A 19697-nucleotide genomic window follows, 5' to 3' on the forward strand; every position below is an offset into this window, starting at 1 on the left:
AAGGGCTTGGCAGCCTGCGCCGCTTTTTTCTTGGCCAGCCCGCGCCCTCGGCGATGTGGCTCTGGCACTGAAAGGACACTTTCCATGCGTTCAATGACGACCCGGGCTTTGTGGATGGGCGCCGTGCTACTGGCCCTGGCAGGTTGCGGTGAAAAGAAGACCGAACTGGGCCAGGGCGGTTCCGTGGTCACTGGCTCGGCAGGGCCGGCGGGGGCCAGCAACGCTGCGCGCGAACTGGTGCGCTGCGAGGCGCCCGTGGCCACGCTGGCGCTGGCAGAAAACCCCAGCGGCTACACCATGGGTTCGGGCTACAGCCTCCCGGCATCCCCCGTGCCCCTGGTCAAGCTGCTGGCCCAGCAAAGTGGCTGCTTTCGTGTGGTGGACCGGTCGGCCGGGCTGCGCGGAACCATCCAGGAGCAGGATCTCAAGGACTCCGGCGTGCTGCGCAAGAACAACTCCACCGTGGCAAAGGGCAAGGGCTATGAGGCGCAGTACACGCTCACACCCAGCCTCACGTTCAGTGAGCAGGACGCGGGACGGGGCCTGGCGGGCGTGATTGCCATGATTCCGGTGCTGCGCGACATCGCGGGCCTGGCCGGCATGGTGGAGCAAGTCAAATTCAAGGAGGCGCAAACGGCACTGCTGCTGTCCGACAACGAAACCACCGAGCAGGTTGCCGCCGCCACCGGGTCCGCACGCACCACTGACCTGGGCGTGGGCGGGCTCGTGTTCGGCAAGCTCGGGGGCGCAGCGGGTGCGGGCTGGAGCAATACCAACGAGGGCAAGGTCATTGCCGCTGCCTTCCTGGACGCGCACAACCAGTTGGTGGTGCAGGTCAGGGCGCTGCAGGCCAAGGAGCTGCCGCCGCCCGTTCCCACCACTTCAGCCCCGCGTTCCAAGGCCGGGTAAAGAGGGAAGGTGTCGCCCATGGTGCCGACAGCGCAGCACCGGCCCTACAAGCTTCCAGAGTCGGTGCTGGTGGTCATCCACACGCCCGCCCTGGAGGTGCTGCTGATCCGCCGCACGGGCGGTGATGGGCACTGGCAATCTGTCACCGGGAGCAAAGACCGCCTTGATGAGTCGTTTGAAGAAACCGCCCGCCGCGAAGTGGCCGAGGAAACCGGCATTGACGCGCGGGCGCCCGGCTGCCTGCTGACCGACTGGGCCTTGGAGAACGTCTACGACATCTGGCCGCAATGGCTGCACCGATACGCCCCGGGGGTCGTGCGCAATCGCGAGCGGGTGTTTGGCTTGTGTGTGCCAGCAGCTACGCCCGTGGTACTGAGTCCTCGTGAACACGATGCTTTCGAATGGTTGCCGTGGCAGCGCGCGGCCGAGCGCTGCTTCTCGGCCTCCAATGCTGAGGCCTGCTTACTGCTTCCTCGTTTTGTGTAGGCAGACGTTGGTGCGCGCCCCGCACTGCGCGCGGCGGCGCCGGCAGCTCACTTGCGCTGGGCGAGGATGCGGATCAGGTGGTCTGCGAAGCCCTCCGCTGCAGGCGAGGTGGCCCGCCGTGCGGGGCTGTAGAGGCACACGTAGCGCATGACTTCGGGCGACAGGATGCGGCGGCGCACCAGTCCGAGTGGCTTGGCCAGTGCACCCACATAGTCGGGCGCCAGCGTAGCGGCCACATCGGCGGCAGCCAGGCCCATGGCGGTGGAGATGTTGTCCACGATCTCTACGGGGGTCACACGCTGCTCGCTGGGCAGCCCGGTGTGCATCTGCGCCACGCTGCGTTCGTGATCCCGCCCGGCAGCCACCAGTGGGTAGGCGTGCAGCTGCGCCCAGGTCACGTTGCGTTTGTGGGCCAGGGGATGGGTGGGCGCACACCACAACACCCAGGGGCTCTCGAACAGCTGGGTACGCACGATGTCATCGCCACAGGCGCGATCCGGACCCAGGGCCAGATCGGCGTCGCCGCTGGCAACCGCATCGACGAGTTTTTCCACCGGCACGTCGCGAATGCGGATGTGCACCTTGGGCCTGGTTTGTGTATAGGCCTTGATGGCTTTGGGCAGGATCACGCTGGCGACGACCAGTGGTGCGGCGATTCGCACGATGCCCGCTGCGCGGTTGCGGACATCGCTGGCGGCCGACTGCGCTATGCGCATGTGCTTGAGCACCGACTCTGCCGAGGCCAGAAACTCCCGCCCCGCGCTGGTGATGTCAACCCTGCGCGTGCTGCGCTCAAACAGTTTGAAGCCGAGCGCGTCTTCCAACTCGCTCACGAGTTGGCTTACAGCAGACGGCGTAAGTGCCAAACGCTCTGCGGTGGCCGCGAAGCTGCGCAGTTCTGCCACGTTGACAAAGGCTTCGAGCTGGCGTGGCGTGAAATGGGGCAGAGACATGGCTGTTGCGGTTGAATCGCTGGGATCATGTCATTCATTAGAGCATCTTCACAATCCGTCATGAAGCATTGATTGTGGTCAAGAAGGGCGCTGCAGATACTTCGCGACGGATCGGGCAAGGTTGCCCTGCTCTGTTGTCTGACTGGAGAACTCCCTTGAGCAATGACATGCTGAATGTCGCCGGCATCGCGGTGTCGCCCCACCACTACATCGACGGCCGGCGCGTTGCGTCCGAGATGCGCTTCGATCTGCACTCGCCCATCGACCAGGCGCTGCTGGGCTCCATCAGCGAAGGATCGCCCGCCCATGTGGACGCCGCCGTCACCGCTGCGGCGCGCGCTTTCCCCGCCTGGAGCGCGCTCACGGCGGCGGAGCGCAAACCCTACCTGGATCGTTTCGCAGCCGAGATTGGAAAACGCGCCGAGGCCTTCTGCACGCTCGAATCCAACGACGCTGGCGTGCTGCTCTCGCGCATGAAGCACGGCGTGGTGCCGCGCGCCATGCTCAACATCAGCTGGTTCGCCGAGCATGCGCTCACGCTGCAGGACCGCCCCATCGAGACCGAGCAGGCCACCCACCTCGTGCGCCACGACCCGGCCGGCGTGGTGGCCATCATCACGCCCTGGAACGCACCGCTGATGCTGGCCACCTGGAAGCTCGGCCCCGCCTTGGCCGCTGGCAACTGCGCCATCGTCAAGCCGCCGGAATGGGCACCGCTGACCAGCAGCCTGCTGGCCGATTGCGCGCATGCCGCCGGGCTGCCGCCTGGGGTGTTCAACATCGTGCAGGGCGCGGGCGCCAGCACCGGCGCGCGCCTGGTCAGCGACCCGCGCCTGGCGCGTATCTCGTTCACCGGATCGGTCCCCACGGCCAAGTGGATCGCGCAGTCCGCCGGCGCCAACCTCGTGCCCTGCAGCCTGGAGCTGGGAGGCAAGTCGGCCTTCATCGTGCTGGAAGACGCCGACATCGACAACGCCGCCGCCACCGGCGCGCTGATGTACCGCAACGCCGGCCAGGTGTGCCTGGCGGGCACACGCTTCCTGGTGCACCGCAAGGTGCACGACGCCTTCGTAGCGGTCTTGCGCGGCCATGTGGAAAAGCTCACCGTGGGCGACCCGCGCGAGGAGGCCACCGAGGTCGGGCCGATCATTCACCCGCGCCAGGTGGAGCGCGTGCACGGCTTTGTGCAGCGCGCCGTGGCCGATGGCGCCACGCTGCTCTGGGGTGGCGCGCACCATTCCTTCGGTGCGCAGTATTACCAGCCCACGCTGCTGGCTGGGGTGCGCCAGGACAGCGAGATCGTGCAGAACGAGGTCTTCGGACCTGTACTCACCCTGCAGGTCTTTGACAGCGACGAAGACGCTATCGCCCTGGCCAACGGCACGGACTACGGCCTGGGTGGCGTCTGCTACGGCGAGGTGGGGCATGCGAGCGCCGTGGCGCAGCAGGTGCGCACCGGCTTCATCTGGGTCAACAGCTTTGGCATCCGCGATCTGGCTGCGCCGTTTGGTGGCATCAAGCGCAGCGGTGTGGGCCGCGAGGGCGGGGACTGGAGCTTCGAGTTCTTCTGCGATGTCAAGGATGTGGTGCTGCCCAAAAAGCCGTTCCGCGCAAGTTTCAGCCATCGCTGACCCCACCCCAATCACATGCAGGAGAACACCACCATGGGAAGCATTGTTGGCGCAGCCATCGTCTCGCACCATCCCGGCCTGATGCAATGCGAAGAGTTTCGCGTGCTGCAGGGCGCGGGGGCCGACTCGGACCTTATCCCCGGCTATGCCCGGCTGCGCGCCAAGCTCGCCGAAGCCCGGCCTGACGTGGTCGTCATCTTCGATTCACACTGGTTCACCACGGGCTACCACCTGGTGGATGGGGCCTCACGCTATCAGGGCAACTACATCTCGGATGAGATGCCCTGGTATCTGCACGGCGTGCCCTACAACTACCGGGGCCATCCAGGATTGGCGCTGGAGATCGAGGCCGTCTCGCGCGAACTGGGGGGCTACAACCGCGTCATCAACCATCCCGAACTGGGCCGACAGTACGCCACCATCAACCTGGTCAAGCACCTGCGGTTGGAGCACAGCGACACGCCGGTTGTCACCGTGAGTTCATGCCAGAACTGCGACTGGACGCATTTCGTGAAATCGGGGGAGGCCATTGGCGAGGCCGTGCGCCGCAGCAACCTGCGTGTGGCGCTGCTTGCCTCCGGGGCGCTCAGCCACAAGTTCAACCCCATCGACTGGAAGCCCAACCACCCGCGTATCTTCCATGAGAGCAATGTCTCGCGCCCAGAGAACATCGCGAGTGACAAGGGTGCGATCGAGCTGCTGCAGCAGGGCCGCCACGGCACTGTGCTCGACCGTTGGCAAGACGAATACCGAAAGCTCCCCTGGGAGGCCTTTGGCGCCCACTACCTGCAGATGGTGGGTGCCATGGGGGGCGCGGACTGCCGCGCGCGGGGTGAGACGCTGTCCGCTTACGAGAACGCGCGCGGCACCGGCAATGTGCATATGTGGTTCGATATGCAAGAGGTGGCGGCATGAATTTCGAATTCCCGCTGAAAGAACTGCCCGCCGTGATGCGTGGACCGCGCATGGAGCGCCGCCTCGTTCTGGTGGGTGGCAGTGCCTGCTGGGGCAGCATTGTGGAAGAGGGCGCACAACAAGGGCAATTGCGCCTGGACGATGGCCGCGTGGTGGACTTGGCGACCGTGCAGCACCTGCCACCGGTGTCGCCCAGCAAGATCATCGCCGTGCACATCTCGTACAGCTCGCGCAGCTTCGAGACGCGTAACCAGCCCAGGCCGACCGAGACGCCCACCTATTTCACCAAGCCGCCGACTTCGGTCAACGGCCATGGCTGCGAGATCCACAAGCCCGCTGACAGCCTGTACCTCAACTACGAAGGCGAATACGCCGTGGTCATTGGCAAGACCTGCCGCAACGTGTTGCCCGATGAAGCCTGGGACTACATCGAAGGCTTTTGCCCTGCCCTGGACATGGGCCTGCAGAACTACCGCGACACCGACCAGGGCAGCATGCTGCGTGTCAAAGGCGCGGACACGCTGCTGCCCATCGGCCCCGGCATTGTGCGCGGCGTGAATATTTTCGAACAGACGCTGCGCACCTATCGCAACGGTCTTGTGGTGCAGGAGGCGCACATCGGCGACGAGACCATCTGGGGCCCGCACTACGTGGTGGCCGATATCGCACGCCACATCACCCTGGTGCCGGGCGACGTGATCCTGATGGGGACGCCGTGCCATTCGCGCTCGGTAGACCCGGGCGACCTGGTGGAGTGCGAGATCACAGGCCTGGGGCGCCTGGCCGGCACGGTGGTTGCCATCCCGGCGCCGCGCGCGTCTGCCCTGGGCGTAGGCCACCAGCCCACCGACAGCCCCGAAGTGCGGCGCGTCGCCTTTGGATTTGACGAACGGGTGCCCGACCCCTTGAAAGCCAACTACCGGCAGGCGGCGGGAGGCCAGACCCCATCGCCCTAGTGCTCTGCCTTTGTTTTTGCTTCCCCCGTGATCCCGCCACAACAACCTGGAGACAAACCATGAACCCTTCCCTTTCCGCTTCGCGCCGCAGTGTTTTGCAATTTGCACTGGTGGGCGCCGCAGGGTCTTTGCCGCTGTTGGGCCGTGCGCAGTCCATCGACACCGTCAAGATACTGGCCGGTTTTGCCGCTGGCGGCACGGTAGACACCCTGGCCCGCCGTGTGGCCACCCAGCTGGCACCGGCCTACGCCAAGTCGGCTGTGGTGGAGAACAAGACCGGGGCAGGCGGGCAGATCGCCATTGCGACCCTCAAGGCAGCTCCGGCAGACGGTGCCACGCTGCTGGTCACCCCCATGTCCATGCTGGGCATCTACCCCCACACCTACAAAAAGCTGCCCTACGACCCGGCGGTCGATGTCACTCCCGTCTCGCTGGGCGTGGTGTTCGACATGGGGTTTGCCGTGGGGCCGCAGGTGCCAGCGTCGGTGAAGACCGTGCCGGAGTTTCTGGAGTGGTGCAAGGCCAACTCGAACGGCGCAAATTTTGGCTCTCCTGCGCCAGGCTCGGTCCCGCACTTCGTGGGTGAACTCATCGCCCGCGCCGGCAAGGTGGACATGAGGCACGTGGGCTTTCGCGGATCGCAGCCTGCCATTCTGGATTTGATGGGCGGCCAGATCGCCGCTGTGTCGGCGCCTGTGGGCGAGTTCTTGCCCCACCTGGCGGGCGGCAAGGTGCGTCTGTTGGCCACTTCGGGTGCCACACGCAACAAGTTCGTGCCCGGCGTGGGCACGCTGGTGGAGCAGGGCTTCAAGGACATGGTCTACGGCGAGTGGTTTGGTTTCTTCCTGCCGGGCAAGGCACCTGCGGATCTGGTGCAGAAGGCCAACACCGCCATTCGTGCCGCGCTGGCCGACAAGGAGGTGGTCGCCGGGCTGGCCGCCATGGGGCTGGAGGCCCGTTCGTCCACGCCTGCCGAACTGGCGGCGCTGCTCAAGGCCGATGGCGAGAAGTGGGGCCCCATCGTGAAGGCCATCGGCTTCACCGCCGAGTCTTGAATGCACCCCCTGAGTCGTTTCGCGCCTTCCCCCTCAAGGGGGACGCCGCCAGCGCGGCGGTGCGGCCCTTGCGCGGCGGCCGCGGGCCTTGGTCGCGCCAGTCTTCGCGCGGTTGCCACGGTGCACAACCCTGAAGAGAGAACAACAGATGTTTGACGACGCAGTGATCCAGCAACTGGCCCGTGAACTGCACCAGGCCGAGAAGTCCCGCGTGCAGGTGGAGCATTTCTCCAAACGCAACCCTGGCATGACGGTGCAGGACGGCTATGCCATCTCGCGGGCCTGGGTGGCGATGAAGATCGCCGAGGGGCGCACGGTGCGCGGCCACAAGATCGGGCTGACCTCGCGCGCCATGCAGGTCGCCAGTCAGATCACCGAACCTGACTTCGGCACGTTGCTGGACGACATGTTTTTTGCCGAAGGTGGCGACATACCCCTGCAGCGCTTTATCCTGCCGCGCGTGGAGGTGGAGCTGGCCTTCGTGCTCAACAAGCCGCTGCGTGGAGAACCTGGGCGCCCTCCGCTAAACATCTTCGACGTGCTGGCCGCCACCGAGTACGTGGTGCCTGCCATCGAGATCATCGACGCGCGCATCGAACAGCACGACCGCCACACGGGTGTGATGCGCAAGGTGTTCGACACCATCTCCGACAACGCCGCCAACGCCGGCATCATCACCGGCGGACGCCCGGTGCGCCCCGATGCGGTGGACCTGCGCTGGTGTGGCGCACTGCTCTACAAGAACGGCGTGATCGAAGAGTCCGGGCTGGCGGCTGCCGTGCTCAACCACCCGGCTACGGGCGTGGCGTGGTTGGTCAACAAGCTCGCCCCGTATGGAGAAGGCCTGGCGGCGGGGGAGGTGGTGCTGGGTGGCTCCTTCACGCGCCCCGTGGCCGCCGCAGCGGGCGACACCTTCCATGCGGACTACGGGCCACTGGGCAATATCGCTTTTCGCTTTGTTTGAGGGCTTGGGTATGCACACCCCTGTGAACACCTTCAAGGCAGCCCTGGCTGCGCGCACGCCGCAGATCGGCCTGTGGTTCGGCCTGGCCCATGGTTATGCGGCCGAGCTGGTGGCGGGTGCTGGTTTTGACTGGTTGCTGCTCGATGGCGAACATGCCCCCAACGATGTGCCGCTCATGCTTGCCCAATTGCAAGGTATTGCCAGCGCACGTGCCCTGTTGGGCACCGGGCCCCACCCGGTGGCGCGCGTGCCCGTGGGCGACACGGCGTTGATCAAGCAGTACCTGGACATTGGTGCGCAGACGCTGCTGGTGCCCATGGTGGATACCCCCGAACAGGCCGCGCAACTGGTGCGCGCCATGCGCTACCCGCAAGACGACGGGCAAGGCGGCATCCGTGGCCTGGGTGCAGGCCTGGCGCGTGCTTCGCAGTGGATGCGCTACCCGGGCTACCTCACGGAGGCCAATGCCCAGGTCTGTCTGCTGGTGCAGGCCGAGAGCACGCTGGCCATTCAGAACCTGGATGCGATCGCCGCCACGCCGGGGGTGGATGGCGTCTTCTTTGGCCCGGCGGATCTGTCAGCCAGCATGGGTCACGTTGGCAATCCAGGCCATCCTGATGTGCAGGCCGTGATCGAAGACGGAATACGCCGTGTGCTGGCAGCGGGCAAGGCCCCGGGCATTCTGATGGCCGACGAGAAGCTGGCACGCCGCTATCTGGAGCTGGGCGCCGTCTTCGTCGCTGTGGGGGCGGACACCAGCGTTCTGGTGGCGGCCACGCGGGACCTGGCGGCACGCTATGGCAGGCCGGTGAGCCTGGCTCCCTCCCGCAATGCACGATCGGTGGCCGTGTACTGATCTTGGCAGGCGCAGAGCCAGCGACCGGGGGCCTACCCTGGTGGCCGCAGCCGAAGCTTGTCCGCTGGATTGTCTGGCGCAGCGCTGGCAGCGCTGGCAGCGCTGGCAGCGCTGGCAGGGGCCCTGGGATCGTCGCCCAGCGGCGGCCGGGCCGCTGAAGCTGGCTCGGCGGCGTTGCGCGAGCGGATGGCCACGCCCCCTGGGTGCCGCTCGCTGTCCTGCCCCAGGATAGCCCGTGCCGGGGTGGAGCCCACGCGGGCGCGCAGCGTGTCAATGGCCTCCTGCAATGGCTCGGGCGAGGCCATGCGTGCCCGGTGGCGCAGCAGCACCTGCTGGGACATGTCCACCAGCTTGGAGTTGAGCGTTCGCTCGGCCTCTGCCAGCAGATGATGGACGGCACCGGTCGGGTCTCCGTGCAGGCTTTGCGCGATGGCGGCCTCGGCGGTTTTGTTGATGTGGACCAGGCATTCGCGCACAAGGTCGCCATACGGCGTGTGCAGGTTGCAGGCGTTGGCCAGAAGCTCGGTCAGGCCGCGCGTGTTGGCATAGCGCATGCCCAGCGCACGCACCCAGCCTTCGCCGTCGGCCAGATCAATCGACGTGACGGCCAGCACCGCCAGCAGGCTGCCCAGGTTGCAAGCGGCCTCGAAATCAAAGCTGCTGGCCGTGATCTCGCGTGCCATGCTGCGCACCGACTCCACTGCTTGCGAGAACTGCCGCTGCTGGATGAGCTGCAGCGTGCGGGCCACCTCGGCAAAACGCTGCACGCGGGCGCTGCCCTGGTGGCGCTCCAGAATGCGGCCAAAGTCGGCCATGCAGCGTTCGATGCCCTTGCGGTCGTTCTCGGCAAAGTACGAGAACGTGAGCAGCACCAGCGACTGGAAGTCAAACAGCTTGGAGTCGATGCCCAGGATGGCAGCCCGCGCCAGCACCTTGGTGGCGGTTTCGCGGTCGCCCATGTAATACGACATCATCCCCAGCTTCTGCAGCCGCACCACCGAGTCGGGCGTCAGGCCGCTGGCCGTGCGGTAGGTTTCGATGGCCTGCGAGAAATTGCCCAGCTCCACCTGCGCCCGGCCCAGCACGTCGTAGGCATCGGCAAACGAGGCGTCTTCGCCAATCAGCTCCTGCAAGGTGGTCACGGCGCGCGCCGCCTGGCCCGACTCGATCTGCGCGCGGGCCACGCCCAGTTTGGCCCAAGGCAGGGCGCGCGCGGCAATAACGGCTTCAAACAGCGTGCGGGCCTCGTCGTGGCGACCCAGGCGCAGCAGCAACTCGGAGCCAATGCGCGCGGCATACAGCCAATAGGGTTGGCGAGACTCAAATCGCTCCACACACAGTTGGGCGGCACGCTCAAAATCTTCGGCCTCGATGGCGTCAAAAATGGGGCGCAGATGGATCTTGCGCAGCCGCGCCAGGCTGAGGCGCTCAAACAGTGCGCTGGGGGTGAAGGGCTTGAGCAGATACCCGTCCAGCGCCGACTCGGCGGCCTCGGCCACGGCGGCATACGACGCCTCGGCCGTGACCATGAAAAACACGGTGGAAAACGGCAGCAGCTGCGCGCGCCGCAGATCGTCCAGCAAGGTCTGGCCCGAGTAGCCGCCTTCGCCAAAGTATTGTTCGCACAGCACGTAGTCAAACACGGTGTGCTCCAGCCGGTTGCGTGCGTCCTGCACACGGCTGCATTGCACGATGCGGGTCACGCCGTACTCACGCAGCTGCCCCACCAGAATGCTGCGTGATGTGGCATTGCTGTCAACAATCAAGGCCAGCACCTGGGGTGGGGCGGATTGTTCTTTCTCGGTTGCCATCGGTGGTGTGTACCGGCCCTGCTGCTGGCGTGGATAGGGGAAGCCCCCAGTGTAAGGGCGACCCGCACGGCGCAAATGCCGGGCAAACCCGCTGCGTGCGCGGCTTGCGACACAATCCCCCATCGCAGGCCCGGCATGGGGACTGGCAAGCGCGCTCAACTACTCCGATGAGGCTCATGGAACACGACGACATTCTGCGGGTAGCCACCTACAACATCCACAAGGGCGTACAAGGCATCGGCCCGGCGCGCCGGCTGGAGATCCACAACCTGGGGCTGGCGGTGGAGCAGCTCGACGCCGACATCGTCTGCCTGCAGGAGGTGCGCAAACTTCACCGGCGGGAACAGGCGTATTTCCAGCGCTGGCCCGAGTTGCCCCAGGCCGAGTTCCTGGCCCCCGAGGGCTATGAGGCGGTGTACCGCACCAACGCCATCACCAAACACGGCGAGCACGGGAATGCCCTGCTATCGCGCTGGCCCGTGATCGGCCACCAGCATGAAGACATCTCTGACCACCGCTTCGAGCAGCGGGGGCTGCTGCACGTGGAGGTGGACGCCCATGGCCGCCGCGTGCATGTGATCGTGGTGCACCTGGGGCTCATCCCTGGCAGCCGCATTCGCCAGATCGAACGCTTGCAGCGTTTTATCGAACGCGAGGTGCCCGGTGGCGCCCCGTTGGTGGTGGCCGGAGACTTCAACGACTGGGGCCAGCAGATCAAGCGCATGCTCGCGGGCTATTTTCTGTACGAGTTTGATGCACCGCGCACCTTCACCTACCCGGCTCGGCTGCCGCTGGCGCAACTGGACCATGTCTATGTGCGGGGCCTGACGCCGCTGTCCCTGCACGTGCCCAAGGGCCGCATCTGGTGGCGCATGTCCGACCATTTGCCGTTGATTGCCGAGTTCAGGCTGTGATGCTCCCCCCCTGTGTCGCCTTCGGCGCCTTCCCCCTGAGGGGGACGACACCCACGCTGCGGGGCGGCCCTTGCTTGGTGTCCCGCGCCTTGGCCGCGCCAGTTTCGCCGCGAGTTGGTGGCGGCCTGCAGAGATGAGAAGAAAGTCTTCCGCCACGCTGCGTGGATTCGAGTTTGCCGATGACCACCAGGTGCGCCTGCTGCAAGGGGCCGAGGAGCTGTTCCCTGCCTTGATCCAGGCCATGGATGCGGCCTTGTCGGACATCCAGTTCGAGACCTACATTTTTGATTTCACCGGTGCCGGTGCGGCGGTGGCCGAGGCCCTGATGCGCGCGGCGCAGCGCGGCGTGCGCACCCAGTTGGTGGTGGACGGTGTGGGCACCGGCGCCTTGCCGCACGACTGGGCGCAGTGCCTGCAGGCGGCCGGCGTGCAATACCGCGTGTACTCGCCGCTCGGCCCGCTGGGGTTGCTGCTGCCGCACCGGTGGCGCAGGCTGCACCGCAAGCTGTGTGTGGTCGATGGGCGCATGCTGTTTTGCGGCGGCATCAACGTGCTGGATGATTTTCACGACCCCAACTACGGCACGCTGGATGCGCCGCGTTTCGACTTTGCGGTGCTGGCCACGGGCAGCCTGGTGGCGTCGGCCAGCGAGACCATGGACCAGCTGTGGTGGCGCATGCAGGCAGTGCGCGACGCGCGCCAGCGCCGTCTGCCCGAGGCCTTGCAGGCCCTGCGCGCGGCCAGCGCCGCCCAGCACGCAGCCCGGGTCGCCGAGGCAGGCCCGCCCATGCGGGCTGCGCTGGTGCTGCGCGACAACGTGCGCAACCGCAGCCGCATCGAGAAGGCCTACCGCAAGGCCATTGGCGCGGCGCGGCACGAAGTGATCATCGCCAACGCGTATTTCATGCCCGGCGGCAAGCTGCGCCGTGCGCTGGTGATGGCAGCGCGCCGGGGCGTGCGCGTGCGCCTGCTGCTGCAGGGGCGTTATGAGTACTTCATGCAGTACCACGCGGCGCGGCCGGTGTATGGCGCGCTGCTGGAGGCGGGGGTGGAGATTCATGAATACGCGCCCAGCTTTTTGCACGCCAAGGTGGCTGTCATCGACGCGCTGGGCGACAAACCCTGGGCTACCGTGGGCTCGTCCAACCTCGACCCCCTGAGCCTGCTGCTGGCGCGCGAGGCCAACGTGGTGGTGGAAGACGCCGCCTTTGCCACCGACCTGCGCCAGCGCCTGGTGCATGCCATGCAGCATGCTGGCCGGCGCATGGACCCGGCCCGGTACGCAGGCCGCCCCCTGCGCCAGCGCGTGCTCGACCGCGTTGCCTTTGGCCTCATGCGGCTGGCGTTGTGGGTTACCGGAAACAGGTATTGAGCAGGCCCCCATGGGGTGCTGCGCGCCCCGGACGCGCCATTTGCCTGCGCCTGGGCCGTGGGCAGGTGGCATGAACGACGGAATCCTGCGAGGCATTGTGCTATTGTTTTGATAGCTTTTTGCGCTTGTCCATCAAGCGCTGGATGCCTAAAACCCTTGAACTCCATGCGCCAGCGTTCGCTGTTACGATTCTGGCCATGTCTAGCCAACCCGCCGCCGATATGACGCCCACCCCGCCGGATGATGAAGGCACGCCTGTCTCCGTGAAGATTCGCGAACGCCTTGCCGCCGCCCGCAAGCGCTTTCACGCCAATGACAACATTGCCGAATTCATCGAGCCCGGCGAGCTGGAAAAGCTGCTCGACGAGGTCGAAGTCAAGATGCAGGGCGTGCTCGACAGCCTGGTGATCAACACCCAGGGCGACCACAACACCAACAACACCGCGCGCCGCGTGGCCAAGATGTACCTCAACGAGGTGTTCAAGGGCCGCTACGTGGCGCAGCCGCCCATCACCGAGTTCCCCAACGCCGAGCACCTGAACGAGCTGATGATCGTGGGCCCGCTCACCGTGCGCAGCGCCTGCAGCCACCACTTCTGCCCTGTCATCGGCAAGATCTGGATCGGCGTGATGCCCAACGAGCACACCAACGTGATCGGCCTGTCCAAGTACGCGCGCCTGGTGGACTGGATCATGGGCCGCCCCCAGATCCAGGAAGAAGCCGTGGTGCAGCTGGCTGACCTGATCATGGAAAAGACCCAGCCCGACGGCCTGGCCATCGTGATGGAGGCCAGCCACTTCTGCATGTCCTGGCGCGGTGTGCGGGACAACGACAGCCGGATGATCAACTCGGTCATGCGCGGCGTGTTCCTCAAGGACAGCGCTCTGCGTCGTGAATTTTTGTCCCTCATTCCTGGAAAGAACTGACCATGCTGGTACGCCTGCTTTACGCCAGTCGCGCGGTCGATACCTCGCCCGCCGCCATCGAAGCCATCCTGACGCAGTCGCGCCAGCACAACCCAGGCTCCGGCATCACCGGCGTGCTGTGCTACGGCGGCGGCGTGTTTCTGCAAGCCATCGAGGGCGGGCGCTCTGCGGTGAGCGAGCTGTATGGCCACATCCAGAAGGACCCGCGCCACAAGAACGTGGAACTGCTGCACTACGAAGAAATTGCCGAGCGCCGCTTTGGTGGCTGGACCATGGGGCAGGTCAACCTGTCCAAGATCAACCACTCGATCCTGCTCAAGTATTCAGAGAAGCCCGAACTGGACCCGTATGCGGTGTCGGGCAAGGTGTCGTTTGCGTTGCTCGAAGAGTTGATGGCCACGGCCTCCATCATCGGAAGAGCTTAGAGATCACCCCCCTGAGGCGCTGCGCGCCTTCCCCCCGCTCTCGCACCGCTGGGCGGTGCGGGCAGGGGGACGCCACCAGTGCGGCGGGGCGGCCCTTGCACGGTGGCCGCCGGATTGGTCCACGCCAGTTGCGGGCGCTGTGGGCAGTACGCAGGTCTTGAATCGACAAACTCTTTAGCGCCACACCAAGCCGCAGCCCCCATGGAGCTGCGGCTTTTTCCATTCAAGCTGCTCCTTTTCACCCGTGACCTTCACCGCCTTCGCCCTCATCATCCTCGCTGGCCTTATTCACGCGTGCTGGAACATCGTGGCCAAGAAGGCCGGGGGGGACTCGCGATTCGCGTTCTTCACCTCGGTGATCATGATGGTCGTCTGGGCGCCGCTGGGCTGGTACCTGGGGCGCGATGCGGTGCCGCAGTGGGGCGCGGTGGAGTGGGGTTTTGTCGCCGCCAGCGGGCTGCTGCATGTGGCGTATTTCGTCATCCTGCTGCGCGGCTACCGTGTGGCGGACCTCACCGTGGTCTATCCGCTGGCGCGCGGCTCGGGGCCGCTCTTGTCGTCGCTGGTGGCCATCACGCTGCTGGGCGAGCAGATCTCCGCGCTGGGCGCTTTGGGCATCGTGGGTGTGGTCGGGGGCGTGTTTCTGATTGCGGGCGGCCCGGGCCTGCTGCGCGCCGCCCACGACCCCGCTGCGCGGGCTCGGGTGCACAAGGGCATGTTGTATGGCCTGCTCACAGGCGCGTTCATTGCCAGCTACACGGTGGTCGATGGCTATGCGGTCAAGTTTTTGCAGATGTCGCCCATCCTGGTGGATTACATGGGCAACTTTGTGCGCGTGGGCCTGCTGGCGCCGGTGGTGCTGCGCGACCTGCCCACGGCCCGAACGCTCTGGCTGGCCCAGTGGCGTTTTGCGCTGGCCGTGGCGGTGGTCAGCCCGGTGGCCTATGTGCTGGTGCTGTACGCCATGCAGCAGGCGCCCCTGTCGCACGTGGCCCCAGCGCGCGAGGTGTCCATGCTGTTTGCAGCGCTGATCGGTGGGCATCTGCTGGGCGAGGGTGACCGCGTGGCGCGCATTTTTGGCGCGCTGTGCATTGCGGCAGGCGTCACGGCCCTGGCCTTGGGATGACGGCCGCCGCACCACAACCTCTGCTGCTGGGCTGCGACTTCTCCAGCAGCCCCACGCGGCGCAAACCGATCGTGCTTGCGCTGGGCCAGCGCCAGGGCGCGCGCGTGTCGCTCACCGCGCTGCAGCCGTTCGACACCCTGGCCGCGTTCGGCCAATGGCTGTCTCAGCCCGGTGACTGGGTGGGTGGCTTTGACCTGCCCTTTGGCCTGCCGCGCGAGCTGGTGCAGGCGCTGGGTTGGCCCACCGACTGGCATGCCTGCATGCTGCACTACCGCAGCCTCGGCCGCGAGCAGATCCGCGCGCAGTTTGCGGCGTTCTGCGATGCGCGCCCCGTGGGCGGCAAGTTTGCCCACCGCGCCACCGATGGGCCCGCAGGCTCCAGCCCCTCCATGAAATGGGTGAATCCGCCCGTGGCCTACATGCTGCACGCGGGCCTGCCACTGCTGCTGGATGCGGGTGTGCACCTGCCCGGCCTGCACCCTGGCGCCCCTCACCGCGTGGCGCTGGAGGCCTACCCCGGCCTGCTGGCGCGCGAGGTGCTGCAGCGGCGCAGCTACAAAAGCGACGACCGCGCCAAGCAGACGCCGGATCGCCTCATTGCCCGCAAGGACCTGATCAACGCCTTGGAACTGGGCCAGACCCGCCTGGACCTGCGCCTCAAGCTCAGCCACGCCCAGCGCGATGCGTTGGTGCAGGACGCCAGCGGCGACAGCCTGGACGCTGTGCTGTGCCTGCTGCAGGCCGCCTGGGCCGAGCAGCGCCATGCCGAGGGCGATGCGCTCTATGGCCTGCCCCCAGGGCTGGACCCGCTCGAAGGCTGGATCGTCACAGCGGACAAGCCCTGACCAACGATTCCGCCGCTTTTCAGGGCATCGGCCCTGCGCAGGCTCAGTAGCATGGGGTGCAGTCGCTGGATGCTTTGTTTGCCCATGCCTTTCGCCCCCCGCTTTTTGTTCGCGCTGGTCCTGCTGGACCCGCTGCTGGTGCAGGCCGCCCCCGCGCCCTGGTTTTACTGGCGCAGCTTGGTCGATGGCCAGCGCGTGTGTGCACAAACCTCGCCCGGCCACGGCTGGGAGCGCGACAGCGCTGCCTATGAAGGCCCTGGCTGCCAGCCCCGGCGCAAGGTGCTGATCGTGCCCATGCGGTAGCTGTGGCTGGCTGCCAATGGCTTCTGTGATTGCGGTGCTTGTTATAAAAATAATAGCTACTAGCGCTTGCTGGATAAGCGCTAGAGGCCAAAATTGCTTGCATTAATGTGTGTACATTCGATAATGGCACGCATGACTGAATTGATCCTGATCCGCCACGGCGAGACCGACTGGAACCGCGAGCTGCGTTTTCAGGGCCATGTGGACGTACCCCTCAACGCCACTGGCCACGAACAGGCCCGCCGCCTGGCTGAGCGTCTGGCTGCAGAGCGCCCCGTGGTGCACCACCTCATCTGCAGCGACCTCATCCGCACCCAGCAGACCGCCACGCCCAGCCTGCAGGTGTTGTTCCCTGAGGCCCGCATCGACACCCTCACCGACAGCGCCCTGCGCGAGCAAAACTTTGGCGTGGTGGACGGCAAGCGCGTGGACGACGTCAAGCTGGAGCACGCCGACGCATGGAATCAGTGGCTGCGTTTTGAAGCCGACTACGGCATGCCCGGCGGCGAGACCACCCGCCAGTTCCACACCCGCGTGATGGACGCTGTCTACCGCATCGCGCAGCAGCACAGCGGCCAGACGGTGATGGTGGTCACCCATGGCGGCGTGCTCGACATGATCTGGCGCACTGCGCGTGGCACCGGGCTGGACGGCCCGCGCCAGAGCGACATTCCCAACGCGGGGCTCAACCGCGTGCGGGTGAGTGGCGAGGCGGTGGAGGTGCTGGACTGGGCCGACGTGCGGCATCTCGCGGATTTGCCGGAGCAGCCGGTGTATGACCAGACGAAGTTGGTGGTGCGGTGACCGGTGAGATCAGTGCCGCGAGCGGCGGGGCTGTTTAAGCATTGCGGTAGACAATCTTTCTGTCTTCCGATCACCTTGGTTGGAAGCACCTTCTTCCCCACGGAGGAAGCGCCCCACCAATAGCAGGCCTAAGCCTACCCAGGCCCCGCAAGCGAAAAACCGATACCAGAACCTAAGCTCTGACGGAGGGCCTTTGATAGCTCCGTAGCCAAGACCGCGTGCGGCGCGGACGACAGGCTCTGGTACGTCGGGGTAAATGGCGACTAGGTAAAAGGGAACAACGAAGTAGACCAATACGAAGCACAAGGCCAACCAGCCGCGAAAGAACAGAAGCAAGAATCTCATTGGTCGAAATAGATAGCTACGGATCGCAGGTGGTCGATCGATCCACTTGACGAACTGCGCGGCTTATCTGGCCGGCAATCCCAACACCCCATTCACCACCCCCACCTGCCGCGCTAGCCTCTTCGACTCCGGCTGCCCATTCACCAACGGCTGCAACACGTTCTGCACCGCCCCCCACTGCCCATTACGCTGCAGCGCATCCACCCAGATCTGGTGGAACAAATCCCGCTGCGCATGGCTGCCGCCAATCTCCACCAGCCGGGGCAGGGCCACGCCCAGCTTCTCCACCGCCGTGGCCCAGTCGCCCTGCGCATGTGCCAGAAGGCCGTGCGCTGCAGGCACACACACCTGCTGCCACACAGTGCGCTCGTGCGCCTCGGTGCGGGTGTTTGCGTGGGCCTCAAGGTTACTTTGCAGTGTGCGTGCGGCCTCCATGCGCCCGGCGCGGGCCAGGCCGTAGAGGTATTGCAGGTCCAGGAAGGGCAACACATGGTCGGCCAGGCGCAGTGCCAGGTGGTCAGCCACGTCGGTCCAGCGGTCGCCCACGTCTACGCCCGCCAGTTCCAGCCGAGCGAGCAATGACACGGCGCCGATCTGGTCCTGCGTGTATTCCTTGACCACCCCCCAGACTTGGCTGTCATACAGCGCCAGCACTTCGGCGTACCGGTCCTGCTCCAGCAGAAAGAGCGCCTGGTGCCACCAGTTGTGCGTGACCATGAAGGAGTTCAGGCCCGTCCAGGTGTCGCTCATGCTGGCCATGAAGTCGCCTCCTTCGCGGATGCGTCCCTGCGTCAGCATCACGTGGGCCAGGGCGTGGTGGGCCCAGGGCTCCTTGCGGCAAAGGGCGATGGCGTGGCGGGCGGAGGCCTCGGCGCGGTCGAGCAAATGGCATTGCTCCCAGCCAAAGGCCAGCATGCCGTGCAGGTAGGGCACATCGGCGGCGGCAGGCACAGCCTGCAGCGCCAGGCGCAGCATGCCGGGCGAGTCGCCCCGGTTGAACAAATGGTATTGACCGAGCTTGAGCGATGCCAGGTCGCGTGGAAACAGGCGTGCCTGCTCCTCATGCAGCGCAATCGCACGGGGCAGGTCGCCATCCACCCAGGCAGCCACGGCGGCGACAAAGCGTTGCTCGCGGTCACTGGCTTGTGGGGCGTTGGCCAGCGCCTGGTTGATGAAGGGGCGCGCGTTGCGCGGTGCGTCGGCCGATTCGGCAAACATGTGCAGCGCCGCGCAACTGGCCTGCACGATGGGGCTGGTGTCTGCGGCTGCGTTCAGCACATTCACCGCGCGGGCTTCGCAGGCGATGAAGCCTTCGACAAAGTCGTTCAGGGCGGCGGCGCTTGCCGGGTCCTGCAAGGTGACGGGGTTGCCCAGGCTATCGGTCATGCGGGTGTGCGTGGAGGATGGCATGGGGCATTGTTAGGGGTGGTGGATCAGCCGCCCTTGATCAGCGTCAGATAGGCCTTGCGGGTGTCGGCAGACACAGAGGCCACGAGCTGCTCGTGCGGCGTCTGGTGGCGCGCCAGCATGCGGGCGGTGGCAATGGTCTTGGATTTGCAGAACCAGTGGCAGGTGTGCTGCATGAGGAACAGTTCTGCCGTCATCATGAAGGCCCGGTCCTTGGGCGCGAGGTGGCTGGTGTTCTGCACCACGTGCGCAATGCCGCGCGCGTGGATGGCCAGGGCCTTGCGCATGTCGAAGGTGAAGCTGGGCAATATCTTCTCGGCAAAGGGGATCGCCATTGCCAGGCGGCTGACGCGTGTGGTGGCCTCGGGCTCCTTGGCAAAGTCGGCGGCAAACCGGCTGAATTGCTCGGTGAGTTGCGCTTCGGTGGTGCTCAGCAGGCTCCAGATCTGCTGGCGGCGCTCGTCCGTGCTTTCGCCCAGGGCGCGCAGGTAGCCGTCGGTCAGGGCTTCCATGAGCTTTTCGATCTGGTAGTTGGCCAGGTGGCTGCCCAGCAGCGCAATGCGTTTGCGCTGCTCTTTGGCGTTGAGCATGTAGGTGCCGGTGGCAATCAGGATCGCCAGGATGAGGATGTCCATGCGGTGTGGTGCGTTCGTACAGGGGGTGGGAGAGTGGTGGCCCAGGGTGGCCCGGTGTC

At 65.9% G+C, this 19697-nt stretch carries 20 protein-coding genes; 16 read left to right on the forward strand and 4 right to left on the reverse strand.

The window, feature by feature from the left end:
• Window positions 1–93 precede the first annotated feature (93 nt).
• Window positions 94–909: a CsgG/HfaB family protein gene (locus tag KW832_RS03290; RefSeq protein ID WP_370628622.1), complete on the forward strand. Its 816-nt coding sequence runs from the start codon at window positions 94–96 to the stop codon at window positions 907–909.
• A gap of 18 nt (window positions 910–927) precedes the next feature.
• Window positions 928–1395, forward strand: coding sequence for a dihydroneopterin triphosphate diphosphatase (gene nudB / locus KW832_RS03295; RefSeq protein WP_055399114.1), 468 nt, complete (start codon window positions 928–930; stop codon window positions 1393–1395).
• A gap of 47 nt (window positions 1396–1442) precedes the next feature.
• On the opposite strand, the gene KW832_RS03300 is transcribed toward nudB, so the two are convergent.
• Window positions 1443–2348 (reverse strand): LysR family transcriptional regulator, encoded by a 906-nt coding sequence (locus KW832_RS03300; protein ID WP_218298689.1) that lies wholly within the window; start codon window positions 2346–2348, stop codon window positions 1443–1445.
• A 167-nt stretch (window positions 2349–2515) separates the two neighbouring features.
• Here KW832_RS03300 and KW832_RS03305 point away from each other — a divergent pair, with 167 nt between their 5' ends.
• The 6 genes from KW832_RS03305 to KW832_RS03330 all read left to right on the forward strand — a co-directional run bounded on the left by KW832_RS03305 (window position 2516) and on the right by KW832_RS03330 (window position 8725).
• The gene (locus tag KW832_RS03305; RefSeq protein WP_255577470.1) at window positions 2516–3979 is read left to right on the forward strand and encodes an aldehyde dehydrogenase family protein; all 1464 of its coding nucleotides are present in this window, start codon (window positions 2516–2518) and stop codon (window positions 3977–3979) included.
• A gap of 33 nt (window positions 3980–4012) precedes the next feature.
• Window positions 4013–4894 carry an extradiol ring-cleavage dioxygenase gene (locus tag KW832_RS03310; protein WP_121423055.1) on the forward strand — a complete coding sequence of 294 codons (882 nt, stop codon included), beginning with the start codon at window positions 4013–4015 and terminating at the stop codon, window positions 4892–4894.
• Window positions 4891–5850, forward strand: a complete 960-nt coding sequence (locus KW832_RS03315; RefSeq protein WP_218298687.1) for a fumarylacetoacetate hydrolase family protein — start codon at window positions 4891–4893, stop codon at window positions 5848–5850. Before KW832_RS03310 ends, KW832_RS03315 begins: the two co-directional genes overlap by 4 nt.
• Before the next feature lie 59 nt (window positions 5851–5909).
• Window positions 5910–6905 carry a Bug family tripartite tricarboxylate transporter substrate binding protein gene (locus KW832_RS03320; RefSeq protein ID WP_218298686.1) on the forward strand — a complete coding sequence of 332 codons (996 nt, stop codon included), beginning with the start codon at window positions 5910–5912 and terminating at the stop codon, window positions 6903–6905.
• 148 nt (window positions 6906–7053) lie between these two features.
• Window positions 7054–7869 (forward strand): 2-oxo-hept-4-ene-1,7-dioate hydratase, encoded by an 816-nt coding sequence (gene hpaH, locus KW832_RS03325; RefSeq protein ID WP_218298685.1) that lies wholly within the window; start codon window positions 7054–7056, stop codon window positions 7867–7869.
• A gap of 10 nt (window positions 7870–7879) precedes the next feature.
• Window positions 7880–8725: an aldolase/citrate lyase family protein gene (locus KW832_RS03330; protein ID WP_218298684.1), complete on the forward strand. Its 846-nt coding sequence runs from the start codon at window positions 7880–7882 to the stop codon at window positions 8723–8725.
• A 32-nt stretch (window positions 8726–8757) separates the two neighbouring features.
• Here the strand turns inward: KW832_RS03330 and KW832_RS03335 are convergent, their stop codons facing one another.
• Entirely contained in the window at window positions 8758–10536 is a 1779-nt protein-coding gene (locus KW832_RS03335) for a tetratricopeptide repeat protein (RefSeq protein WP_218298683.1), read from the reverse strand.
• Window positions 10537–10712: 176 nt separating this feature from the next.
• Here KW832_RS03335 and KW832_RS03340 point away from each other — a divergent pair, with 176 nt between their 5' ends.
• The 8 genes from KW832_RS03340 (at window position 10713) to KW832_RS03375 (ending at window position 17251) form a co-directional block, all read left to right on the forward strand.
• Complete coding sequence (locus KW832_RS03340; protein ID WP_055399101.1) at window positions 10713–11450, forward strand: endonuclease/exonuclease/phosphatase family protein; 738 nt, start codon at window positions 10713–10715, stop codon at window positions 11448–11450.
• A gap of 133 nt (window positions 11451–11583) precedes the next feature.
• Window positions 11584–12822, forward strand: coding sequence for a cardiolipin synthase ClsB (clsB, locus tag KW832_RS03345; protein WP_218298682.1), 1239 nt, complete (start codon window positions 11584–11586; stop codon window positions 12820–12822).
• A gap of 197 nt (window positions 12823–13019) precedes the next feature.
• On the forward strand, window positions 13020–13748 hold the full coding sequence (gene folE / locus KW832_RS03350; RefSeq protein ID WP_055399357.1) for a GTP cyclohydrolase I: 729 nt from the start codon (window positions 13020–13022) through the stop codon (window positions 13746–13748).
• Between the two features lie 2 nt (window positions 13749–13750).
• Window positions 13751–14173 (forward strand): BLUF domain-containing protein, encoded by a 423-nt coding sequence (locus KW832_RS03355; RefSeq protein WP_055399097.1) that lies wholly within the window; start codon window positions 13751–13753, stop codon window positions 14171–14173.
• Between the two features lie 244 nt (window positions 14174–14417).
• Window positions 14418–15299, forward strand: a complete 882-nt coding sequence (locus KW832_RS03360) for a DMT family transporter (protein ID WP_218298681.1) — start codon at window positions 14418–14420, stop codon at window positions 15297–15299.
• On the forward strand, window positions 15296–16144 hold the full coding sequence (locus tag KW832_RS03365; protein WP_218298680.1) for a DUF429 domain-containing protein: 849 nt from the start codon (window positions 15296–15298) through the stop codon (window positions 16142–16144). Before KW832_RS03360 ends, KW832_RS03365 begins: the two co-directional genes overlap by 4 nt.
• An 84-nt stretch (window positions 16145–16228) precedes the next feature.
• Entirely contained in the window at window positions 16229–16447 is a 219-nt protein-coding gene (locus KW832_RS03370) for a hypothetical protein (RefSeq protein ID WP_218298679.1), read from the forward strand.
• A 132-nt stretch (window positions 16448–16579) separates the two neighbouring features.
• Window positions 16580–17251, forward strand: a complete 672-nt coding sequence (locus KW832_RS03375; RefSeq protein ID WP_209817548.1) for a histidine phosphatase family protein — start codon at window positions 16580–16582, stop codon at window positions 17249–17251.
• Between the two features lie 408 nt (window positions 17252–17659).
• Here KW832_RS03375 and KW832_RS03380 read toward each other — a convergent pair whose 3' ends face one another.
• Window positions 17660–19006 carry a tetratricopeptide repeat protein gene (locus tag KW832_RS03380; protein WP_218298678.1) on the reverse strand — a complete coding sequence of 449 codons (1347 nt, stop codon included), beginning with the start codon at window positions 19004–19006 and terminating at the stop codon, window positions 17660–17662.
• Window positions 19007–19029: 23 nt separating this feature from the next.
• Window positions 19030–19638, reverse strand: a complete 609-nt coding sequence (locus KW832_RS03385) for a hypothetical protein (RefSeq protein WP_055399085.1) — start codon at window positions 19636–19638, stop codon at window positions 19030–19032.
• Window positions 19639–19697 lie beyond the last annotated feature (59 nt).

The sequence above is a fragment of the Acidovorax sp. sif0632 genome (assembly GCF_019218805.1).
Classification (GTDB): Bacteria; Pseudomonadota; Gammaproteobacteria; order Burkholderiales; family Burkholderiaceae_C; genus Acidovorax; species Acidovorax facilis.

What these genes read in the sequence shown, in the direction of transcription:
- KW832_RS03340 (WP_055399101.1), top strand. Translation starts at nt 10,713, where the DNA reads ATGGAACACGACGACATTCTGCGGGTAGCCACCTACAACATCCACAAG.
- KW832_RS03290 (WP_370628622.1), top strand. Translation starts at nt 94, where the DNA reads ATGACGACCCGGGCTTTGTGGATGGGCGCCGTGCTACTGGCCCTGGCA.
- KW832_RS03330 (WP_218298684.1), top strand. Translation starts at nt 7,880, where the DNA reads ATGCACACCCCTGTGAACACCTTCAAGGCAGCCCTGGCTGCGCGCACG.
- KW832_RS03305 (WP_255577470.1), top strand. Translation starts at nt 2,516, where the DNA reads ATGCTGAATGTCGCCGGCATCGCGGTGTCGCCCCACCACTACATCGAC.
- clsB (WP_218298682.1), top strand. Translation starts at nt 11,584, where the DNA reads ATGAGAAGAAAGTCTTCCGCCACGCTGCGTGGATTCGAGTTTGCCGAT.
- KW832_RS03375 (WP_209817548.1), top strand. Translation starts at nt 16,580, where the DNA reads ATGACTGAATTGATCCTGATCCGCCACGGCGAGACCGACTGGAACCGC.
- KW832_RS03315 (WP_218298687.1), top strand. Translation starts at nt 4,891, where the DNA reads ATGAATTTCGAATTCCCGCTGAAAGAACTGCCCGCCGTGATGCGTGGA.
- KW832_RS03320 (WP_218298686.1), top strand. Translation starts at nt 5,910, where the DNA reads ATGAACCCTTCCCTTTCCGCTTCGCGCCGCAGTGTTTTGCAATTTGCA.
- KW832_RS03370 (WP_218298679.1), top strand. Translation starts at nt 16,229, where the DNA reads ATGCCTTTCGCCCCCCGCTTTTTGTTCGCGCTGGTCCTGCTGGACCCG.
- folE (WP_055399357.1), top strand. Translation starts at nt 13,020, where the DNA reads ATGTCTAGCCAACCCGCCGCCGATATGACGCCCACCCCGCCGGATGAT.
- KW832_RS03380 (WP_218298678.1), bottom strand. Translation starts at nt 19,006, where the DNA reads ATGCCATCCTCCACGCACACCCGCATGACCGATAGCCTGGGCAACCCC.
- KW832_RS03355 (WP_055399097.1), top strand. Translation starts at nt 13,751, where the DNA reads ATGCTGGTACGCCTGCTTTACGCCAGTCGCGCGGTCGATACCTCGCCC.
- nudB (WP_055399114.1), top strand. Translation starts at nt 928, where the DNA reads ATGGTGCCGACAGCGCAGCACCGGCCCTACAAGCTTCCAGAGTCGGTG.
- KW832_RS03365 (WP_218298680.1), top strand. Translation starts at nt 15,296, where the DNA reads ATGACGGCCGCCGCACCACAACCTCTGCTGCTGGGCTGCGACTTCTCC.
- KW832_RS03335 (WP_218298683.1), bottom strand. Translation starts at nt 10,536, where the DNA reads ATGGCAACCGAGAAAGAACAATCCGCCCCACCCCAGGTGCTGGCCTTG.
- KW832_RS03300 (WP_218298689.1), bottom strand. Translation starts at nt 2,348, where the DNA reads ATGTCTCTGCCCCATTTCACGCCACGCCAGCTCGAAGCCTTTGTCAAC.
- KW832_RS03385 (WP_055399085.1), bottom strand. Translation starts at nt 19,638, where the DNA reads ATGGACATCCTCATCCTGGCGATCCTGATTGCCACCGGCACCTACATG.
- hpaH (WP_218298685.1), top strand. Translation starts at nt 7,054, where the DNA reads ATGTTTGACGACGCAGTGATCCAGCAACTGGCCCGTGAACTGCACCAG.
- KW832_RS03310 (WP_121423055.1), top strand. Translation starts at nt 4,013, where the DNA reads ATGGGAAGCATTGTTGGCGCAGCCATCGTCTCGCACCATCCCGGCCTG.